The following is a 20,316-nucleotide window of genomic DNA, read 5'->3' on the forward strand; positions in this document are numbered from 1 at the left end:
CCGGGAAACCCCTCGGCGATGCCCTCCGCACGAGCGTGGCCGCAGCGGTCACGCCCCTCGTCGCGCCCCTCGCGCCGACCCGGCCACGTCATGGCGTCGCACCCAGGCGATCAGGGCGAGCGGAACAAGCAGGATGAGCGGTGTCGCCGCGTACTCCCCGTCGAAGGCGGTGATCTGCGTGATGAACGCCCCCACCATCAGCGCGCTCAGCGACAACGCCGCGACCGAGGCCAGCGCAGGGATCAACAGCCCGATGGCACCCGCCAGTTCGAGCGCACCGATGGTGTACATCCCCGCGCTGCCCCAGCCGAGCGTGTCGAAGGACTCGACGGCCGACGGGTGCGCGATCAGCTTGGGCAGCGCGCTCGCGAACGCGTAGAACAGCGCGAGCACGATCTGCAGCGCGCGCAGCGAGATCCGGGCGCCCTTGCTGTGTGCGGTGCCCTTCGTACCGGCGGCGGAAGCGGCGGCCGAGGAGGCGGACGCGACGCGGGTGACGGGAGCGGTGGTCTCGGACATGGGATCTCCTGTGTGAAGCGGTTCCGTAGTGCTGTCACAGAGGTAGACCGAGGCCCTCCCCCGAACTCATCGCCGCCCGCCGGAAATTCACGCCGGATCTCCGGATCCCCCGCACCCCACCGTCAGCCGCTCCCTCCGTGCCACTACACCATCAGCCGCTCACCCCACCGGCACCGCCTTCACCCAGATCCGGTCCTCCGTCAGATACCGGTCCACCTGGAGCCCCGCCTCCCCCAGCGCCTCCTCGAACTGTTCCTTGGTCAGCGGTCGCGCCCGGAACGTCTGGGTCCATTCGCCGTCCGGGAAGAAGTACTCCACGAACACCGAGTGGACCCCGTCCCCGACCGGTTCGGTCGAGGCTATGCGGACGGTGAAGCCTCGGGGGTCGACCCGCTCCCGGGGCACGTTCGTGTGGTAGTCCTCCCCCTCGCGCTGGATCAGCACGAAGCCGTCGTCCGCGACATGCCGCAGACAGGTCGCGAGCATCCCGCGCCGCACCTCGGGATCCCCGGTGTGGACGAGGAACGACGCGAGCAGCACCACGTCGAACTTCTCGCCCAGGTCGAGCCCCTCGATCGGGGCGCATATCGTGCGGGTCCCGCGCACCCGCTCCAGCATCTCCGCCGACTCGTCGACGGCCGTGACGGTGAAACCCCGGTCGATCAGGGGGTGGGTCATGCGGCCCACCCCGCTGCCCAGTTCGAGAATGCGCGCACCCGCGGGCGCGGCGCCCGCGATCACCTCCGGCTCGTCCCCCACCGGCAACCGCGAGTACAACTCGACCGCGCAGCCGTCCGGGGTGATCTCGCCGGGCCCGGTCCCCTCGTATCCCTCACGCATCTGAATGCTCATATTCGTCCAACGGCCGGGCGGCCACGGGCCGTTCCTGTCACGCATCACCCGATGGGGTGAATAGGAGTGCCCCAAGATGATCACGCCGATCGCGCCTCACCAGGCGAACCACCCATGCCCGCTGTACCAGTGCCCACCCGCCCGCAGATGGTCGACCACGGCGCGTTCGAGACTCGTCCGGCGCGGCAGTGTCTCCACCGGCAGGTCCGGGTCCCCGAACACGAAGCGGATCGGCAGGTCGTCCTCTGGTTCGCTGTTGCCACAGGCGACCCGGAACCGCTCCTGGAACCGGACGATGTTGGCGTCCGCCGGCAGGTACCGCTTCAGCTGTGGGTCGAGGAGCCAGGAGTGGCAGCAGCCCGCCGTGTAGCGCTCCTGAGGGAAGTGCCGCGCGAAGAAGTCGCGGGCCGACGCCAGCGACCGGTCGCACGCTTCCGGCGTAAGGGGTCCCGCGTAGTCGGGTATGTGCAGGTCGAGGCACGGTTCTCCGGGCCGCAGCGCCAGGCCCGCCGCCGCCAGCGCGACGCCCTCCCGTCCGCTGACCCGTGACCGCTGGTACTGCAGCCGGCCGAGCTGGTACAGCTCCCCGTGGAAGTGCAGCGAGAACCAGGTCGGCGCCATCAGCCCGCCCACGCCGTACCGCCGGCGGTGCAGCACCAGGCCGCGGCCGAGGTCCGCGAGGGTGCGCCGGGAGATGTCGTCGGGGATGCCGCGCTCGCGGTGGTACGCCCGCACGTACGGCAGGGCCGCGACGCAGACGTACACGTGGAAGTAGCGGCCGAGCGGGCCCGACTCCAGTGGGAGCGGCAGGAGCCTCAGTCCCTTGCCGATCTTCCCCATGTCCCGCACGAGACCGTCGACGCACCGCCCGAGCAGCCAGGTCGCGCCCTCGTCGGCCGACAGCGTGCGGCGCAGCGCGACCAGGTCGTTGATGTCCTCGTACGGCACGGCGAGGTCCACCAGCACGGCCGGCAGCTCGTCGGCGGCCGGCAGCCGCGCCTTCACTCCCGGGGCGTTCCCGCTCTCCTCCAGGCCCTTCAGCCAGTCGGCGAGCCTCTCGTCCGCCCGCAGCGCGTCCAGCAGCACCATCGCCTCCCCCGTCGCACTCATCGGTCTTCTGGAGAACGTACGAGGCGGAGAGTACGTTTCCCAGTAGGACGAGTAGGAGCGACGATCCGATGCGTACCGGCAGTGAACCGACGACAGCGCGCAGTCCCCTGCGGATGCGGTTCTGGCTGAGCGTATGGGGTTTGATCTGGGCGATCGCCGGAACAACGGCCTTCGCTCTGGTCGGCCGTCCCGGCTGGGCCGCAGCCTGCGGAGTGCTGTGGCTGATCGTCACCGTCGACCTGACAATGATCCTGCGCCACATCCGCCAGGGCCCGCACTACCAGCCGGGCCGGGACATCCCGCCGTACCAACCGCCGAGACACGGCCGCCCTTGAGGGGCAAGGACATCCCGTGCCCCGTAAGGGGCGCGGTGAACTGCGCGACAAGCCACGACGACCCCGCACCCGCCACCCGGCCGAGCTCCTGGGCGGCGCGCACGCACCGCCATCAGGAGTCGAACCGTGCCGCTTCCACATACTGCGGGTTCGGGTCCAGGGCCGCCGCGAGCCGGAAGTGGCGTTTGGCCTGGTCGTCGCGGGCCTGGCGCTGATAGGTGCGGGCGAGGGCGAAGTGCGCGAACGCGTTGTCCGGCTCGCGCTCCAGGACGATGGTGAACTCCAGCTCGGCGGGCCGCAGCTGGGCCGCCGCGAAGAAGGCGCGGGCACGCAGCAGCCGGGCCGCCGTGTTCTCGGGGTGCTCGGCTATGACGCGGTCGAGCAGCTTCACCGCGCCCCGCGGATCCCTCGCGGCGAGCAGCTGCTCGGCGGCACGGAAGTCGATGACGTGCGTCTCCGGAGTACGTCCGGTGGAACCGCTGGTCTCGGGCACGGCTGAGTCCTTCCCTTGCTGGGACGGTTCAACGCCCCCTGCGACCCCACTATTCCTGTGAGTGTTCGGATCGCTCCGGGCTCGCGTGTGCCCGATGCGTGAGATCCGCCCATACGTCCCGCACTCGCCGGCGGAGGTCCTCCAGAGGGACGTCGTTGTCGATGACGATGTCCGCGATCTCCAGACGCTTCTCGCGCGTCGCCTGGGCGGCCATGCGCGCCCGTGCGTCCTGCTCCGTCATGCCGCGCAGGCGTACGAGACGGTCGAGCTGGGTCTCGGGCGCCGCGTCGACGACCACCACCAGGTCGTACACCGGGGCGAGGCCGTTCTCGGTGAGCAGGGGGACGTCGTGGATGACGACGGAGTCCTCGGCGGCGGTGTTCTCCAGCCCCCTGGAGCGGGCGCCCACCAAGGGGTGCACGATCGCGTTCAGCGCGGCGAGCTTCTCCGGGTCCGCGAACACGATGGAGCCCAGCCGGGGCCGGTCCAGGCTGCCGTCCGGCGTGAGCACGCCCTCCCCGAAGGTCTCGACGACCGCCGCGAGCCCGGGCGTGCCCGGGGCGACGACCTCGCGCGCGATGCGGTCCGCGTCGATCAGCACGGCGCCGCACTCCACGAGCAGCCGCGACACCTCGCTCTTGCCGGCGCCGATACCGCCGGTGAGACCCACTTTCAGCATGCCCGGCAGCTTAGGCCCTGCCACTGACACAGCTGCGGGAGGCCCTGATTTCCGGGCCTCCCACAGCTCCGGGATCAGGGCCTCCCACAGCTCCGGAGACGACTCTGGAGACGAGCTCGGAAGGGCTCAGCCCTCGCCGTCCCGCTCCGCCAGGAACTTCTCGAACTCGCGCCCGATCTCGTCGGCGGAGGGGATGTCGACGGGTTCGGCGAGCATGTTCCCCCGCGTCTCGGCGCCCGCGGCGGCGTCGTACTGGTGCTCAAGCCCCTGCACAAGGGCGACCAACTCCTCGTCGCCCTCCCGGATCTGCCGGTCGATCTCCGTCTGCGTACGGTGCGCCTCCGTGCGCAGGGCGTGCGCGACGGAGGGCAGCACCAGGCCGGTGGCCGCCGTGACGGCCTCCAGGACGGTCAGGGCGGCGTCCGGGTAGGGCGAGCGGGCGATGTAGTGCGGCACGTGCGCGGCGACGCCCAGCACGTCGTGTCCGGCCTGTATGAGGCGGTACTCCAGGAGGGACTCGGCGCTGCCGGGCACCTGGGCCTCCTCGAAGGGGCTGCGGTGACCGGGGATCAGCTCGGCCCGGTTGCCGTGCGGGGTGAGGCCGACCGGCCGGGTGTGCGGCACGCCCATGGGGATGCCGTGGAAGTTCACCGAGAGGCGCACGCCGAGCCGCTCCACGATCTGCTGGACGGCGGCCGCGAAGCGCTCCCACTCCACGTCCGGCTCGGGGCCCGACAGCAGCAGGAAGGGTGCTCCGGTGGCGTCCTGGACGAGCCGTACGTCGAGCGTCGGCTCCTCGTAGTCGGTCCAGCGGTCGCGCTTGAACGTCAGCAGTGGGCGGCGCGCCCGGTAGTCCACGAGCCGGTCGTGGTCGAAGCGGGCCACCACCTGGTGGGGCAGTGAGCCGAGAAGTCGTTCGACGATCTGGTCGCCCGTCTCACCCGCGTCGATGTATCCGTCGAAGTGGTAGAGCATGACAAGTCCCGCCGACTCCTGGGCGAGCGCCATGTCGACGACTGCCAGGCCCTTCGGCTCCCATGCGTACAGACTTTGCGGATCAAGCACTGTGACCGCTCCTCCTCGTGTTCCTACTCCACAACGCGGAACGGGGGCCGGGCATTCCCGGTGCCCGTTCCACGAATGCGGCCCGCACCTCCACGACTGGAGCACGCGCGCGTGGAGCCCGGTCACGGCCTTCCGCGCGGATCCGAACGCCCCGTGTTGGCAGGGGTGTGGCTGAGCCGGTCGCCGGCGAAGTGGACGCGTCCGGTGGGCTCGTCGAGGGGTTTGTGGCGGGGGTGGTCGGGTCCGCCGGCGGTGGAGTGCCGGGCGGCCTCCACGTGGGTGTCCGGCGTCAGTGGTGCGAGAAGGACGACGTCAGATCGGTGCGGTACTTGTCGCCGTGGATCCGCAAACCCGCGGCCACCGACCGCCGTTCGCGTTCCTCGGGGGTCACTCACGCGTACGAGTAGGCCGTGGCACCGAAGTTGTAGTAGCCGAACGACACACCGTGCGGCCCGTGGAAGCCGTGCGAGGGGTGCCAGATGTGGGTGACGTCCAGGTCGGTCTCGGTGATGCCGCCGTACATGTCGTGGTCCGGCTCCCACCAGCGCGAGTGGTACTCCAGTCCGATCTTGACGGCGGAGACCGGCCTGAACGCCTCCAGTGCGCGCCGCACTCCCGAGCCGAGGTTGTGCGGGATCCGGGCGAGATGTTGGGCTGCAGGGCGGCGACGCAGTGGTCCGCGTCGATTCCCTTCGTACGGCCGCTCTGGATGGACGTGACGGTGACACCGTCGTCCCTGTCGACGGTCTGCGAAACGACGGCCCCCGCGGCTGGAACATCAGCATCGCCCGGTCGAAGCCGAACTCGAAGGAGAAGTACCGTCCGACGCCGCTCGCGAACATCTCCGAGGCGGTCGGGACGTCACCAAATACCACCCCCGGGGTCCGCGCGGCGCCCGGGACGACAACGTAGCCGCGCCGGTCCCCGCCCTCGTACGTCGACGTGTCGCCCAGTTGCCCGAAGTCCTCGAGGAACTCCACGAGCCGCTCCCGGTCCTCGGCCGTCAACTCCCCGTCCAGGGCGCCCTTACCGGTGGCCCTGGCGAGCAACTCCGAGACGTGGCGGTGGATATCGGTCTTCGCGTTCCGGTACCGCATCGGTTTCGTCATGCCGGTCGACGCGTAGAAGAGGTACGCGTGCGCGGAGTTGACGTTGGTGGTCCCCTCCATGGGGACGCCCGGTTCGCGACAGTAGTGGTCCGGAGTGACCATCCACTGCGGGAGACGGGCCGGCCCGGTGTTGAGGTACTGCTCGTCGGCGAATCGGACGGTCTGCTCGTGGCCGTACAGACTTGTGGTCGAATCCCGGCGCCGCACGGTGAGGTTACGTCCGCCGGCCCGCTCCCCGGCCTCCAGGACCGTGCAGTCGCAACCCGCCTTGCCCAGTTCGTACGCGGCGGTCAGCCCGGCGATGCCACCGCCCAGTACGACCACCCCGGCCGGTCCGCGCCCGCCGAGCGTGAAGCCCCCGGCCGGGGCGCGCGAAGGACTGTGTGCGCTGGGCTGCACGCGCGGTTGGGGCGAAGCCCGAGGGCGCGCATCGTCGCGAACATCGCCCCTGTGCCGCCGGCCAGCCCCATTCCCCGCAGAAATCGCCGCCGACCGCTCCCCTGCGATCCCCCCACCCCGCGCCCATGCCGGAAACACTTCGGGCCCGCATCCTTGGTGGATGCGGGCCCGAAGTGTTATCGGCTAGACCTCAGCCGTGTGCGTTCAGCTCTGGCCGCCGGCCAGCTTCTCGCGAAGGGCAGCCAGGGCCTCGTCCGAAGCCAGGGCACCGGAGGTGTCCGCGCCCTCGGAGGAGTACGACGAGCCACCGCCGCCCGCGGCCGGAGCCGCACCCGCGGCGTCGCCGCCCTCGGCCGCGGCAGCGGCGTCGGCCTCGCGGGACTTGATGACCTGCGCCTGGTGCTGCTCGAAGCGCGTCTGCGCCTCGGCGTACTGGGTCTCCCACACCTCACGCTGGGACTCGAAGCCCTCGAGCCAGTCGTTGGTCTCGGGGTCGAAGCCCTCGGGGTAGATGTAGTTGCCCTGGTCGTCGTACGACGCGGCCATGCCGTACAGCGTCGGGTCGAAGTCGACCGTGGCCGGGTCGGCACCGAAGGCCTCGTTGGCCTGCTTCAGCGAGAGGCTGATGCGACGACGCTCGAGGTCGATGTCGATGACCTTGACGAAGATCTCGTCGTTGACCTGGACGACCTGCTCCGGGATCTCCACGTGGCGCTCGGCCAGCTCGGAGATGTGGACCAGACCCTCGATGCCCTCGTCCACGCGGACGAACGCACCGAACGGAACCAGCTTCGTGACCTTTCCGGGCACGACCTGGCCGATCTGGTGGGTCCGGGCGAACTGCTGCCACGGGTCTTCCTGGGTCGCCTTCAGCGACAGGGAGACGCGCTCGCGGTCCATGTCGACGTCGAGGACCTCGACCGTGACCTCCTGGCCGACCTCGACGACCTCGGAGGGGTGGTCGATGTGCTTCCAGGACAGCTCGGAGACGTGGACCAGACCGTCGACGCCACCCAGGTCCACGAAGGCACCGAAGTTGACGATCGAGGAGACCACGCCGGAGCGGACCTGACCCTTCTGGAGGGTCGTGAGGAACGTCTGACGGACCTCGGACTGGGTCTGCTCCAGCCAGGCACGGCGGGACAGGACCACGTTGTTGCGGTTCTTGTCCAGCTCAATGATCTTCGCCTCGAGCTCCTTGCCCACGTAGGGCTGGAGGTCGCGGACACGGCGCATCTCGACGAGGGACGCCGGCAGGAAGCCACGGAGGCCGATGTCGAGGATGAGACCACCCTTGACGACCTCGATGACGGTGCCGGTGACGATGCCGTCCTCTTCCTTGATCTTCTCGATGGTGCCCCAAGCACGCTCGTACTGGGCGCGCTTCTTCGAGAGGATCAGGCGGCCTTCCTTGTCCTCCTTCTGGAGAACAAGGGCCTCGATCTCGTCGCCGACCTTGACGACCTCGTTCGGGTCGACGTCGTGCTTGATCGAGAGCTCGCGGCTCGGGATGACACCTTCGGTCTTGTAACCGATGTCGAGGAGAACCTCGTCCCGGTCAACCTTGACGATGACGCCGTCGACGATGTCGCCATCGTTGAAGTACTTGATCGTCTCGTCGATCGCGGCGAGGAATGCTTCCTCGTCACCGATGTCGTTGACCGCAACCTGCGGCGTGGTGGCGGTGGTCTCGGTGCTGCTCGTCATGTGGGAAAGGGCTCCGGTGCGGACATTGAAGTCGTAGGTACTGCTACGCCGGGAGCCCGTATCGCTCTGAAGAAGCCGGACAGCCAAGGAAGCGCCCACCAGCGAAAAAGCCGGTGGCGCCTCGAAAACCGAGGGGACATACGACAGATGCGAGCGCAGCCTGCTACGTCTGAGGTGCGCAGGCCCGCAGCGCAACTTGTAGCATACGGGGGCAGCCAGGCAGGGTCAATGCGCGAAGGCGCCCACCCGGGGCGGAACGCCGCATACCCGACACAAAACCCGTCCCATGAGGCCACGCAGGCCTGGGAGACCCCTTTCGTGACACCACCGGAGCGGGTCGCGCCACGCAGGTTACGGAAGAGTACGACGAGGGAGCCGATCATCCAAGAGCCCGATGTCCATGAAACCGTCGAGGCCCACGGGGCCCCCGGCGCACCCGAGGCCGACGAAGCGGAGGCCACCCGGCGCGAGGCCGGGGTGACGGAGAGTTCCCGGGCCAACCGGGGCTGGTGGGACCGCAACGCCGACGAGTACCAGATCGAGCACGGCACGTTCCTCGGCGACGACCGCTTCGTCTGGTGCCCGGAAGGGCTCGACGAGGTGGAGGCGGAGCTGCTGGGGCCGCCCGAGGAGCTGAAGGGCAAGGACGTCCTGGAGATCGGGGCCGGTGCCGCGCAGTGCGCGCGCTGGCTGGCCGCCCAGGGTGCCCGCCCGGTCGCCCTGGACGTCTCCCACCGCCAGCTCCAGCACGCCCTGCGCATCGGCGGATCGTTCCCTCTGGTGTGCGCCGACGCCGGCGACCTGCCCTTCGCGGACGCCTCCTTCGACCTGGCGTGTTCGGCGTACGGGGCGCTGCCCTTCGTCGCCGACCCCGTGCGGGTGCTGCGGGAGGTCCGCCGCGTCCTGCGCCCCGGCGGCCGCTTCGTCTTCTCGGTGACCCACCCGATCCGCTGGGCCTTTCCCGACGAGCCCGGCCCGGAGGGCCTGTCCGTCTCCGGCTCCTACTTCGACCGCACGCCGTACGTGGAGCAGGACGAAGAGGGGCGGGCCGTGTACGTGGAGCACCACCGGACGATCGGCGACCGCGTACGGGACGTCGTGGCGGCGGACCTGAGGCTGGTCGACCTGGTCGAGCCGGAGTGGCCGGCCTGGAACACCTCCGAGTGGGGCGGCTGGTCTCCGCTGCGCGGGAACCTGATCCCGGGGACGGCGATCTTCGTGTGCGAGCGGGACTGAAGCGGGAACGTGTCCGGCCGGCGACAAGGGCGGGCGACAAGTAAAGAGGCACGCGCGCGTAGAGGACGTTTTCGGGGGCGTACGACACTAGGGGCGTGATCCGCTACGACGCCCTGGACGCGCTGCCCGTGCGCGCTGCCCTGCCCGCTCTGGACGACGCGATGGAGGGGCACGGCGCCGCGGTCCTCGTCGCGCCGCCCGGGACCGGCAAGACGACGCTGGTGCCGTTGGCCCTGGCGGGGCTGCTGGACGGCGGGCCGGTACGGCGGGTGGTCGTCGCCGAGCCGCGGCGGATCGCGGCGCGGGCGGCGGCGCGGCGGATGGCGTGGCTGCTGGGCGAGAAGGTCGGCCAGAGCGTCGGCTACACCGTGCGCGGTGAGCGGGTCGTGGGGCGCCGCGCGCGCGTGGAGGTCGTCACGACGGGTGTACTGCTGCAACGGTTGCAGCGGGACCAGGAGTTGCCGGGCGTCGACGTCGTCGTGCTCGACGAGTGCCATGAGCGGCATCTGGACGCGGACACGGTGGCGGCGTTCCTGCTCGACGTGCGTGCGGCGCTGCGGCCCGAGCTGCGGCTGGTGGCGGCGTCGGCGACGACGGACGCGGAGGGCTGGGCCCGGCTGCTGGGCGGGGCGCCGGTGGTCGCGGCGGAGGGGGTTTCGTACCCCGTCGAGGTGGTGTGGGTGCCGCCCGCCCGTCCGGTACGGCCGCCGCACGGGATGCGGGTGGACCCGGCGGCGCTGACGCATGTGGCGTCGGTGGTACGGCGGGCGCTGGCCGAGCGGCAGGGGGACGTCCTCTGTTTCCTGCCGGGTGTGGGCGAGATCGCGCGTGTGGCCGGGCAGTTGGGCGGTCTCGGTGACGTGCTCCAGGTACACGGGCGGGCGCCGGCTGCCGTGCAGGACGCGGTGCTGGCGGGCGGGGAGCGGCGTCGGGTGGTGCTGGCGACCTCGGTGGCCGAGTCCTCGCTGACGGTTCCCGGGGTGCGGGTGGTCGTCGACTCCGGGCTCGCCCGGGAGCCACGCGTCGACCACGCGCGTGGGCTCAGCGCGCTGACGACGGTACGGGCCTCGCAGGCGGCCGGGCGGCAACGGGCCGGGCGGGCCGGGCGTGAGGCCCCCGGCAGCGTCTACCGGTGCTGGGCGGAGGCCGAGGACGTCCGTCTGCCGCGCTTCCCCTCGCCGGAGATCAAGGTGGCCGACCTCACCGCGTTCGCTCTCCAGGCGGCCTGCTGGGGCGACCCGGACGCCTCCGGGCTCGCCCTTCTGGATCCTCCCCCGAGCGGGGCGATGGCTGCGGCCCGGAACGTCCTCTCCGCGATCGGCGCGGTCTCCCCCACCGGGCACGCCACGGAACGCGGCGCCCGCATGTCCCGTCTCGGCCTCCACCCCCGGCTGGCCCGCGCCCTCCTGGACGCGACGCCGTTGGTGGGAGCCGAGCGTGCGGCGGAGGTCGTCGCGTTGCTGAGCGAGGAGCCCCCGCGGGAGTACGGCGACGACCTCACCGCCGCGCTACGGGTGGCCCGGCGCGGGGGCGACGCCTACGCGGCTCGCTGGCGCACGGAAGTCCGGCGTCTTCGATCCGCATCAGTGCCCGCGTCTCCGGCGCGGCCCCTCTCCCACCCGGAATCCACCCAGGACTCTCTCCCGGGCGAACCGAGCGCCGATGCTCCGTGGGGTGGAATCGGCTCGGGCCGCGTTGCGGCTGCCGGGGATGTCGGTTCCGGGGTTCTGCCCGTGGGCGAGCGGGCTCGCTCCGAGGTGGCTGGGACGGGGGTCGGTTCTCGGTCCGCTGCGGCCAAGGGCGAGGCGGGTGGGTGGGCAGGTGCCGGGGGTGAGTGGGGGGCCGGGGTGGTTGTTGCGCTCGCGTTTCCGGAGAGAGTGGCGCGGGGCGACAAGGGCTCATATCTGATGGTTTCGGGGACTCGGGCCGAGGTGGGGGAGGGGTCCGGGTTGCGGGGGGCGGCTTGGGTCGCCGTGGCTGTCGCCGATCGAGCGGTGGGGGCCGGGCACGCGCGCGTGCGGCTCGGGGTCGCCATCGACGAGGGGGTCGCTCGGGAGGCGGCCGGGGCGTTGTACGGCCAGGGGGAGGAGGTCGGGTGGAGGGACGGGGACGTCGTCGCTCGGCGGGTGGAGCGGCTGGGGGCCGTGGAGTTGGCGGTGCGGCCGCTGAAGGAGGCGGCGCCCGGGCTCGTACGGGAGGCGTTGGTCGAAGGGCTGCGGGTCGAGGGGCTTCACCTGTTGCGGTGGTCTCAGGATGGCGAGCGGTTGCGGGAACGGCTCGCGTTCTTGCGGGAGCAGCTCGGCGCGCCCTGGCCCGATGTGTCCGGCAGTGCTCTGCACGCGCGCGTGGAGGAGTGGTTGGAGCCCGAGTTGAGCCGGGCCCGGCGGCGGGTTGACCTCGGACGGATCGATGCCGGGGAGGGGCTCAAGCGGCTGTTGCCATGGGCCACGGGGGACGCCGTACGGCTGGACGAGCTCGCGCCCGAGCGGATCGAGGTGCCGAGCGGGTCCCGGATCCGGGTCGACTACGCGCGGCCCGAGCAGCCCGTGCTGGCGGTGAAGCTGCAGGAGATGTTCGGGCTGCGGGAGTCGCCCGTGCTGGCCGGGGTGCCCGTGCTGGTGCATCTGCTGTCCCCCGCCGGTCGGCCCGCCGCCGTGACCGCCGATCTCGCCTCGTTCTGGAAGGACGGCTACAGGGCCGTACGGGCGGAGTTGCGGGGCCGGTATCCCAAGCATCCTTGGCCGGAGGACCCGGCGACGGCCGAGCCGACCCGGTACACGAACGCGCGGCTCAGGCGTTGACCGGCTCGGACGCCGGGGGCTTGCTGGACTCCGGTTCGCCGGGCCTGCGGCCGCGGGCCTCGACGTAGAGGGAGAGGGCGAGGAGCAGGACGCCGAGGCCGAGGAAGCCCCAGGGCAGGTAGGACGTCATGAGGAGGACGAGGAGGCGCTGGGACTTGACCAGGTCGACGGTGTGTTCGATGTAGTCCTCGCGCATCTTCACGTGACCGGCGAAGGCGGTCACCTTCTCGCGGTCGCCCAGGAGCGTGCCGCCGCGGAGTTCCTCCTTGTGGATCTCCTCGCCGTAGACGGGGGCGCCGGTGACGGGTTCCACCCAGAACTTGCGGACCGTGGTGTACCAGCGGGTCGTGCCCGTCCCGGCGACCGTCTCCCGGGTGATGCCCTCGACGGGCATGGTCCGGGGGAAGGGCACCTCGGTCCAGGGGATGGTCTGCTCGAAGTAGTAGACCTCGACTCCCCGGAAGTCCTGGGTGCCCTTGTAGTGGATGGGGGCGGTGATCCTGGCCTGGGCGTCGAAGTACTCGTAGTTTCTCTTCTCCGTGAGGAAGGGCCATTTGAATTCCAGGCCCTCACGCTTCACGGGGTCGCCGTCGACCATCTCGCCCTTGGCGTGGACGGGTTGCTGGGTGTGGGCGTCGAAGATGTAGCGCTCGGGGATCCTGGAGACCATCTCGCCGTCCGGACCCTGGACGTACGACAGGCCGTCCCAGACGACGACGTCCCGGTCGGTGTTCTTCTCGATCTCCTCGGAGGCCTCCACGTTGCCCTTGAGTGTCTGCACGATCGTGACCTTCGGAACCGTCCGCGCGGTCATCGTGCCGTAGTCGAGGAGGGTGGCGTCCTTCGCCTCCAGGACCATGTCCTGGTACTGGTTCGCCGGGATCTTGGCCAGGTTCGGGAAGACGTACCAGCGCAGCAGTGGGGACAGCGCGGTGAAGAACACGGCGAGAGCGAGCAGGATCAGACCGGCCCTACGGCGCATCTCGGCCTCCCTCCCGGGCGGTTGTGGACGTGCTGCCACCCTCGGCTATGCGGCTATGGATGTGCGGGGACCGTCGTCAGCAACGGCTTAGGTGATGTCTCCCCCGTCGGTGAGCCCAGCGCCGTGATCGTGAACACCAGCGCGAAAGCGAGGGCGAGACCGGTCGCGGCGGCGATCAGGGCGCGCATACGGACCTCCCGACTACGGGCCTCACGGCTACGGGCCTCACGACAGGAACTGATACATCGTCAGGTGCGGCACCGTAGCAACGGCGGGTCGAGATGAGAACACGTCGCACACACAACGGCGGCGCCCCTCTCAAGAGATCTCAAGAGAAGGGGCGCCGCCGCGGCCGTACGAACGGCCGGTCGACTAGGACTCGCTGGGGCTCGGCGTCACCGACTCGGTCGGTTCGGCCGTCTCGGTCGGCTCGGCCGCCGCCTCCACCTTCAGATCGAGCGTGAGGATCGCGCCGCCCTCGGTCTCGATGCGGAGCATGAACGTGCCGGTGGCTTCGTCCGAGAACAGCTTCGGGAGCTTGAGGAGGCCGTTGGCGTCGGTCTCCAGGGCGGTCAGCGTGCGTACGGGATTGCCCGCGCCGTCCTTCCCGAAGTAGGGGCCCTTGTCGTTCTCGGTGACGTCGAGGAGCGACTTGATGAGGGTCGCCTTGACCGCGACCTTGTCCGCGATCTCGCCCTTGTAGGTGGCCTTGACCTCGACCTGCTCGGCGAATTCCCCGTTCGGCACGCAGGTCAGCGCGGTGGTGCCGGTGCGGGCGAGGGAGTCGGCCTGACGGGCGGTGACGGTGACCTTGTGGTCGAGGGCAGTCACGGAGCGGCCCACGACGGTGGTGCGGATCGTGACGTCACCGGTCTTCTCGCCGGCCACGAGCGCGGGGGCGGTGGCCTTGCCCGCGCTGTCGGTGATGATGGTCGCGACCTTCTCGCCACCGGCGAAGGTGGTGTCCGCGTCGCCGACGACGGTGAAGCGGACCCGGACCTTCGCCACGGCCTTGCCCGCCTTGGTCTCCGTGCGGGCGACGAGCTTGCCGGTGAACGTGTCGCCGGCCATGGCCGTGAGGTTCGCCGCGCCCGCGTTCTCCAGGTGGTGCACCGTGTCGGTGGGGGTGCCCGGCGTCGAGGGCGGGGTGGTGGTGGGCGGGGTGGTGGTGGGCGGGGCTGGGGTGGGCGGGGCTGGGGTGCCGCCGCCCGGCTTGTCCGTCTTCGGCGGCGCGGGGCTGGGGCTCGTCGTGGAGCCGCCGTTGCCGTTTCCGCCACTGCTGTTGCTGTTGCTGTTGCTGTTGCTGTTGCCGGTGTTGTTGCTGTTGCCGCCGCTCGGCGTCTCGGGCAGGGCGCCGGTACCGTCCGGGATCTCGTGGGTGCCCTTGCGGTAGTACTCCAGCCACGTCATGACGGTGTTGTAGTACTCCGTCGAGTTGTTGTAGCTGAGGATCGCGCTGCGCAGGTTGCCGTCGTTCGACAGGTCCCAGTCGAAGCGGCACAGGTAGTTGCCGGCGGCGAGAGCGGCGTCGTAGATGTTGTTGGGGTCCTTGGCGCCGTCGTCGTTGCCGTCACGGCCCGCCCACTCCCAGGTGGAGGGGATGAACTGCATCGGGCCGACCGCCCGGTCGTGCGTGCTGTCGCCGTCGTACGCGCCGTTGTCGGTGTCGCTGATGTTCGCGAAGCCGTTGCCGTTGAGCTGGGGGCCGAGGATCTTGCCGATGGTCGTGCCCTCGGCGTCGACGCGGCCGCCGCGGGCCTGGCCGGACTCGACCTTGCCGATGGCGGCGAGGAGTTGCCAGGGAAGATTGCAGCCGGGCTTGGACTCGCGCAGGGACTCCTCGGCCTTCTTGTAGGCGTCGAGGACGGTCGCGGGTATGCCACGCTCGGTGCCGCCGGTCGTGCCCGGGGTGTCGCCCGTACCCGTCGTCGGGGTGGGGCTGTCCAGGGGCGGAAGGTCCGTGAAGTACTGCGAGTTGCCCGAGGCCGTGTCGTCGGCCTGGGTGCTCATCTCCGGGGAGGGCGCGCCCGCGGACTGTCTGCCCGCGCTGTCGGTGGTCACTCCCGGGGCCTGGGAGGCGGCCAGCGCCGCCACCGTGGCCGCGGCCAGGGCGGTGGTGGCCGCCCCCTTGCGGAGCCTCAAACCGAACTGCGCCGCCATTGAGTGAACCCCTCCCCGGTGGTCGAACGCCTCGACGTTCTTCCCGTTTATTGATGTCTCAGGCATTTTTCCGGTTTCGCCGGACCGGCTTCCCTGCCCAGGTACACCGACTCCGGAGCTCCGGTCTTGGTTGCCCTGTTCCGGCATTCCATTCCCAGAACTCCGGTGGCCACCACACCAACCGGTGCGACAACCCAGGCGACCCTACGACAACTTCCGTCGCCCGGACACCCGTTCATGCCCGATATTCACCTATTGGCCATATCGGTTTACTGTCGTGCGGGCACCCTTCGGATGGGCGGGCACAAGTCGCGCATACTGGCGACCGGTCATCGCCGGACCGACCCGTCCGGCCAAAGTCCGTCACAGGGGGACGACTTGCCCTTCACGCTCAGCCACGCGGCCGCCGTGCTGCCCGCCCTGCGGGGGGACGGGTCCGGGCGCGGGCACCTGGTGCCGTCGGTGCTCGTCGCCGGTTCGTTCGCGCCCGACATGACCTACTACGTGGCGAGTGTCCTGCCGGAGGCCATGGAGTTCGGCGATGTCACGCACTCCTTCGCCGGGGTCTTCACCGTCGACATCCTCGTCACCTGGGCGCTGGTCGGGCTGTGGCTGGTGCTCCGGGAGCCGCTGGTCGCGCTGCTGCCGAGGGGGCGGCAGGGCAGGGTGGCCGCACTGGTGCGCTGCGGGGCGGGAGCGCGGCGGTTCAGCCCCTCGCTGGCCCTGTGGTGGTACGTCTCCGCCGCCCTCGGTTCGCTGACCCATGTCGTCTGGGACGCGTTCACGCATCTCGACCGGTGGGGGATGCGGCTGTTCCCCGTCCTCGGCGAGGAGATCGCGGGCTCGCCGCTCTACTGGTACCTCCAGTACGGCGGCTCCGCGGTCGCGGCGGTCGTGATCGCCGTCTTCGCCGTGCTGGCCCTGCGCCGGCAGCCGGCGGTCGAGCCCGTGGGCGTGCCCGTGCTCTCCTCGGCCGACCGGTGGGTGGCGGGCGCCGTGATCGGGGGCTGCGCGCTGGTCGCGGCCGTACAGCGGGTGGCCCGCTGGTGGGCGCACTGGGGGTCGGTCGCCAAGCCGTACGAGGTGATCCCGACCGTCTGCTTCGGAGCGGGCGCCGGGCTCGTGGTCGGCGTGGTCCTCTACGGCATCGGTGTCAGGGTCCGGCGCCCGGCTCCTGCCGCTCCGGCGCCCTCAGTCGACGCGGAGGCGGACAGCTCGGTCCCCCGCTGAGTGCCGGGCGCCGTGCGGGGGCTCCGCTGGGGATGCGGGGTCTGGCGGCGCGGGGGGCGTACGGCGGTACGTGTCCGAGGAGGGCCGCCAGGGGGTGGGTCAACGGCCAGGGGTAGAGGCTGTGCGGCCGCCGGACGCGTGTGCGGGCCCAGGGGACCCGGGTGAGGCGGGTTCGCACCCCTGACAGGCGGGTGGCAGCTGTCGCTGTACGGCGGCGGAGCGTGCGTATGCCCATGCGGGCATCCTTACGGCTGCGCTCCGCTCGGGGCGCCTTGGTGGGGGCCAGCCGGGTGACGGGGGTGGGGCTGTGCTGCGGCGAGAAAGGCGACCTGCCGTGCGAGGCGTCGGCGTCACCTGCGGACGGTTGTGAGCGGCGCTTCCCGGCAGGCCCGGCACAGTGTCGGCCCGGCCCCGTCGATGGGCCGACCGGTTGACGGGGCCCGGACCATTGCGCCCGGGCCCCACCTGCAGTCGTCAGTGCGCCGCCGACTCCCAGTCCGGGCCGTAGCCCACCGAGACGTCCAACGGGGCCCTCAGGTCTACGGCGTTGGCCATTTCGTGGCGGAGGAGTTGTTCCGTGCGGTCGCGTTCGCCGGGGGCGATCTCGAGGACGATTTCGTCGTGGACCTGGAGGAGCATGCGGGAGGCGAGGCCGGCCTCTTCGAGAGCGCGGCCCACGTTCAACATGGCGATCTTGACGATGTCTGCGGCGGTGCCCTGGATGGGGGCGTTGAGGGCCATCCGCTCGGCCGCCTCGCGGCGCTGGCGGTTGTCGCTGTTGAGATCGGGGAGGTAGCGGCGGCGGCCGAAGAGCGTGGCCGTGTAGCCCGTCGCGCGCGCCTCGTCGACCGCCCGGCGCAGATAGTCCCGTACGCCGCCGAAGCGCTCGAAGTACGCGTCGATCAGGGCACGCGCCTCGCCCGCGTCGATGTTCAGCTGCTGGGAGAGGCCGAACGCGGACAGCCCGTAGGCCAGGCCGTACGACATCGCCTTGATCTTGCGGCGCATCTCCGCGTCCACCGCCGACGGCTCGACCCCGAACACCTGGGCGGCTGCCGTGGTGTGCAGGTCCTCGCCGGAGGTGAACGCCTCGATCAAACCCGCGTCCTCGGAGAGGTGGGCCATCACGCGCAGTTCGATCTGGCTGTAGTCCGCCGTCATCAGGGACTCGAAGCCCTCGCCCACGACGAAGCCGCGGCGAATGGCACGGCCCTCGTCGGTGCGGACCGGGATGTTCTGGAGGTTCGGGTCCACCGACGACAGGCGGCCCGTGGCGGCGACCGTCTGGTTGAAGGTGGTGTGGATGCGGCCGTCCGCGGCGACGGTCTTGATCAGGCCCTCGACGGTGACGCGGAGCTTCGCCTGCTCACGGTGTCGGAGCATGATCACCGGCAGTTCGTTGTCCGTCTGGCCGGCGAGCCAGGCGAGGGCGTCCGCGTCCGTGGTGTAGCCCGTCTTCGTGCGCTTGGTCTTGGGCAGGCCCAGCTCACCGAAGAGGACTTCCTGGAGCTGCTTGGGCGAGCCCAGGTTGAACTCGTGCCCCGCCGCCGCGTGCGCCTCCTTCACCGCCTGCTGCACGGCGCCCGCGAACATCTGCTCCATGGCCTCCAGATGCGCCCGGTCCGCCGCGATGCCGTGGCGCTCCATCCGGGCCAGGAGCGCGGAGGTCGGCAGCTCCACGTCACGGAGAAGATCCGCCGCGCCGACCTCCTGCAAACGCTCACCGAAGGCCTCGCCCAGGTCGAGAATCACGCGGGCCTGCACCATCAGCGCATCGGCCTCGGCGCCCTCGTCCGCGCCGAAGGCCAGCTGACCGTCGGCCGTGGCGGCGGGCGCCAGCTCGCGGCCCAGGTACTCCAGGGAGAGCGCATCCAGATCGAAGGAGCGGCGGCCCGGCTTGACCAGGTACGCGGCGAGCGCGGTGTCCATGCCGACGCCCTCGACGGTCCAGCCGTGCTCGGCGAAGACCCGCATCGCGGCCTTGGCGTTGTGGAACACCTTCGGCTTGGCAGGGTCGACGAGCCAGGCCGCCCACGCGGTCTCGTCCGTCTCGTCCAGCTGGGTCGGGTCGAACCACGCGGCCGCTCCCCCCGCCGCGGCGAGCGCGATCTCGGCGACCGAGCCCGTGCCGAGCGCCCAGGCGTCGACCGTGGCGACGCCGAGGACCTCCGTGCCGTGTTCGGTGAGCCAGGGGGCCAGCTCGCCGGAGCCGAGCACCGTGCCGTCCACCTCGACGCCCGGGGCCGCCGGCTGCCCGGCGTCGGCCTCCTCGGCGCCCGGGTCGACGGCCAGCAGGCGCTCGCGCAGCGACGGGTTACGGATCTCCAGGGTGTCCAGGACCATCGCGAGGGCCGTGCGGTCGTACGCGGCGCGCTCCAAGTCCGGGACACCCTTGGGCAGTTCGACCGTGCGCACCATCTCGGTGAGGCGGCGGTTGAGCTTGACGGCCTCCAGGTGGTCGCGGAGGTTCTGCCCAGCCTTGCCCTTGACCTCCTCGACACGCTCGACGAGATCCGCGAACGAACCGAACTGGTTGATCCACTTCGCGGCGGTCTTCTCGCCGACGCCGGGGATGCCGGGGAGGTTGTCGGACGGGTCGCCGCGCAGGGCCGCGAAGTCCGGGTACTGGGCCGGGGTGAGGCCGTACTTCTCGAACACCTTCTCCGGGGTGAACCGGGTCAGCTCCGAGACACCCTTCGTCGGGTAGAGCACGGTCGTGTGCTCGCTGACGAGCTGGAAGGAGTCGCGGTCGCCGGTGACGATGAGGACCTCGAAGCCCTCGGCCTCGGCCTGGGTGGCGAGTGTGGCGATGATGTCGTCGGCCTCGAAGCCGTCGACCGCGAAGCGGACGGCGTGCATCGCGTCGAGCAGCTCGCCGATCAGCTCGACCTGGCCCTTGAACTCGTCCGGGGTCTTCGAACGGTTCGCCTTGTACTCGGTGAACTCCTCCGAGCGCCAGGTCTTGCGGGAGACGTCGAACGCGACCGCGAAGTGGGTGGGGGCCTCGTCGCGCAGCGTGTTCGCCAGCATCGACGCGAAGCCGTAGATCGCGTTGGTCGGCTGGCCCGTCGCCGTCGTGAAGTTCTCCGCGGGCAGCGCGAAGAACGCGCGATAGGCCAGCGAGTGCCCGTCCATGAGCATGAGCCGGGGACGGCTGCCGCCGGGGGTGCTGTCGGTCTTCTTCGATCCTGTCTCTGCCACGAACCCGATCCTGCCACGTGCCACTGACAGCCGGACCCCAGGGACGTGTCGAGGGCCGTCCGGGGGCGGGGGCGGCGGCCGGTTCGGCACCGCCGGAAATCGCCGTTGTGGTTGATCGCCGTCGCGGCGGAGGGCCAGGCGCGGACGGCAAGAGAAGGGAGGGAGGGAAGGAAGGAAGGAAGGAAGGAGGGAGGGAGGGAAGGGGCGGGGCGGGCGACGAGCGAAAGGAACGACGAGCGATGAAGAGAACCGCCGCCGCCTACCGGCCGGCCTCGACCGCCGGCCGGCCACAGTCGTCGGTCAGTCTGAGTCACCACAACCACCACACAGCCCGGTCACCGGCCGGCCCCGGCCACCGGCCGCACTCGGTCACCACACCGACCACAACCACCACACAGCCCAACCACCACGCAGCCCGGTCGCCGCCCACCCCGGTCA

At 70.8% G+C, this 20,316-nt stretch carries 16 protein-coding genes and 1 pseudogene; 4 read left to right on the top strand and 13 right to left on the bottom strand.

The window, feature by feature from the left end:
* Positions 1-48 precede the first annotated feature (48 nt).
* From ACFU53_RS27845 to ACFU53_RS27855, 3 genes are all read right to left on the bottom strand, one after another.
* The gene (locus tag ACFU53_RS27845; protein ID WP_383997968.1) at positions 49-519 is read right to left on the bottom strand and encodes a DoxX family protein; all 471 of its coding nucleotides are present in this window, start codon (positions 517-519) and stop codon (positions 49-51) included.
* A 159-nt stretch (positions 520-678) separates the two neighbouring features.
* Positions 679-1,359: a class I SAM-dependent methyltransferase gene (locus ACFU53_RS27850; protein WP_383997970.1), complete on the bottom strand. Its 681-nt coding sequence runs from the start codon at positions 1,357-1,359 to the stop codon at positions 679-681.
* A gap of 108 nt (positions 1,360-1,467) precedes the next feature.
* Complete coding sequence (locus ACFU53_RS27855) at positions 1,468-2,457, bottom strand: acyltransferase domain-containing protein (RefSeq protein WP_383998032.1); 990 nt, start codon at positions 2,455-2,457, stop codon at positions 1,468-1,470.
* Between the two features lie 92 nt (positions 2,458-2,549).
* Here ACFU53_RS27855 and ACFU53_RS27860 point away from each other — a divergent pair, with 92 nt between their 5' ends.
* Positions 2,550-2,816, top strand: coding sequence for a DUF6343 family protein (locus tag ACFU53_RS27860; RefSeq protein WP_383997973.1), 267 nt, complete (start codon positions 2,550-2,552; stop codon positions 2,814-2,816).
* Between the two features lie 112 nt (positions 2,817-2,928).
* Here ACFU53_RS27860 and ACFU53_RS27865 read toward each other — a convergent pair whose 3' ends face one another.
* From ACFU53_RS27865 to rpsA, 6 genes and pseudogenes are all read right to left on the bottom strand, one after another.
* The gene (locus ACFU53_RS27865) at positions 2,929-3,309 is read right to left on the bottom strand and encodes a tetratricopeptide repeat protein (RefSeq protein WP_383997976.1); all 381 of its coding nucleotides are present in this window, start codon (positions 3,307-3,309) and stop codon (positions 2,929-2,931) included.
* A gap of 49 nt (positions 3,310-3,358) precedes the next feature.
* Positions 3,359-3,988 carry a dephospho-CoA kinase gene (gene coaE, locus ACFU53_RS27870; RefSeq protein ID WP_383997979.1) on the bottom strand — a complete coding sequence of 210 codons (630 nt, stop codon included), beginning with the start codon at positions 3,986-3,988 and terminating at the stop codon, positions 3,359-3,361.
* Positions 3,989-4,114: 126 nt separating this feature from the next.
* Complete coding sequence (locus ACFU53_RS27875) at positions 4,115-5,053, bottom strand: PAC2 family protein (RefSeq protein WP_383997982.1); 939 nt, start codon at positions 5,051-5,053, stop codon at positions 4,115-4,117.
* Positions 5,054-5,444: 391 nt separating this feature from the next.
* Positions 5,445-5,666: a hypothetical protein gene (locus ACFU53_RS27880; RefSeq protein WP_383998035.1), complete on the bottom strand. Its 222-nt coding sequence runs from the start codon at positions 5,664-5,666 to the stop codon at positions 5,445-5,447.
* A 487-nt stretch (positions 5,667-6,153) separates the two neighbouring features.
* Positions 6,154-6,699 (bottom strand): annotated as a pseudogene (locus ACFU53_RS27885) (FAD-dependent oxidoreductase); the annotation flags it as partial.
* Positions 6,700-6,765: 66 nt separating this feature from the next.
* Positions 6,766-8,268 carry a 30S ribosomal protein S1 gene (gene rpsA, locus ACFU53_RS27890; RefSeq protein ID WP_383997985.1) on the bottom strand — a complete coding sequence of 501 codons (1,503 nt, stop codon included), beginning with the start codon at positions 8,266-8,268 and terminating at the stop codon, positions 6,766-6,768.
* A gap of 318 nt (positions 8,269-8,586) precedes the next feature.
* On the opposite strand from rpsA, the gene ACFU53_RS27895 reads away from it, so the two are divergent.
* Both ACFU53_RS27895 and ACFU53_RS27900 read left to right on the top strand, forming a co-directional pair.
* Complete coding sequence (locus ACFU53_RS27895) at positions 8,587-9,504, top strand: class I SAM-dependent methyltransferase (protein WP_383997988.1); 918 nt, start codon at positions 8,587-8,589, stop codon at positions 9,502-9,504.
* 95 nt (positions 9,505-9,599) lie between these two features.
* Positions 9,600-12,305, top strand: coding sequence for an ATP-dependent RNA helicase (locus ACFU53_RS27900; RefSeq protein ID WP_383997991.1), 2,706 nt, complete (start codon positions 9,600-9,602; stop codon positions 12,303-12,305).
* Here the strand turns inward: ACFU53_RS27900 and ACFU53_RS27905 are convergent.
* The 3 genes from ACFU53_RS27905 to ACFU53_RS27915 form a co-directional block, all read right to left on the bottom strand.
* Positions 12,295-13,287, bottom strand: a complete 993-nt coding sequence (locus tag ACFU53_RS27905) for a DUF3068 domain-containing protein (protein ID WP_383997994.1) — start codon at positions 13,285-13,287, stop codon at positions 12,295-12,297. The two genes, ACFU53_RS27900 and ACFU53_RS27905, sit on opposite strands and share 11 nt — an antisense overlap.
* 53 nt (positions 13,288-13,340) lie before the next feature.
* Positions 13,341-13,475, bottom strand: a complete 135-nt coding sequence (locus ACFU53_RS27910; RefSeq protein ID WP_107065316.1) for an SPW_0924 family protein — start codon at positions 13,473-13,475, stop codon at positions 13,341-13,343.
* 184 nt (positions 13,476-13,659) lie between these two features.
* Positions 13,660-15,447 (bottom strand): lytic transglycosylase domain-containing protein, encoded by a 1,788-nt coding sequence (locus ACFU53_RS27915; RefSeq protein WP_383997997.1) that lies wholly within the window; start codon positions 15,445-15,447, stop codon positions 13,660-13,662.
* 378 nt (positions 15,448-15,825) lie between these two features.
* Here ACFU53_RS27915 and ACFU53_RS27920 point away from each other — a divergent pair, with 378 nt between their 5' ends.
* Positions 15,826-16,677 (top strand): DUF4184 family protein, encoded by an 852-nt coding sequence (locus tag ACFU53_RS27920; protein ID WP_383998000.1) that lies wholly within the window; start codon positions 15,826-15,828, stop codon positions 16,675-16,677.
* Positions 16,678-17,151: 474 nt separating this feature from the next.
* Here ACFU53_RS27920 and polA read toward each other — a convergent pair whose 3' ends face one another.
* Entirely contained in the window at positions 17,152-19,878 is a 2,727-nt protein-coding gene (polA, locus tag ACFU53_RS27925; RefSeq protein ID WP_383998003.1) for a DNA polymerase I, read from the bottom strand.
* Positions 19,879-20,316 lie beyond the last annotated feature (438 nt).

The organism is Streptomyces sp. NPDC057474 (genome assembly GCF_042802555.1).
Classification (GTDB): domain Bacteria; phylum Actinomycetota; class Actinomycetes; order Streptomycetales; family Streptomycetaceae; genus Streptomyces.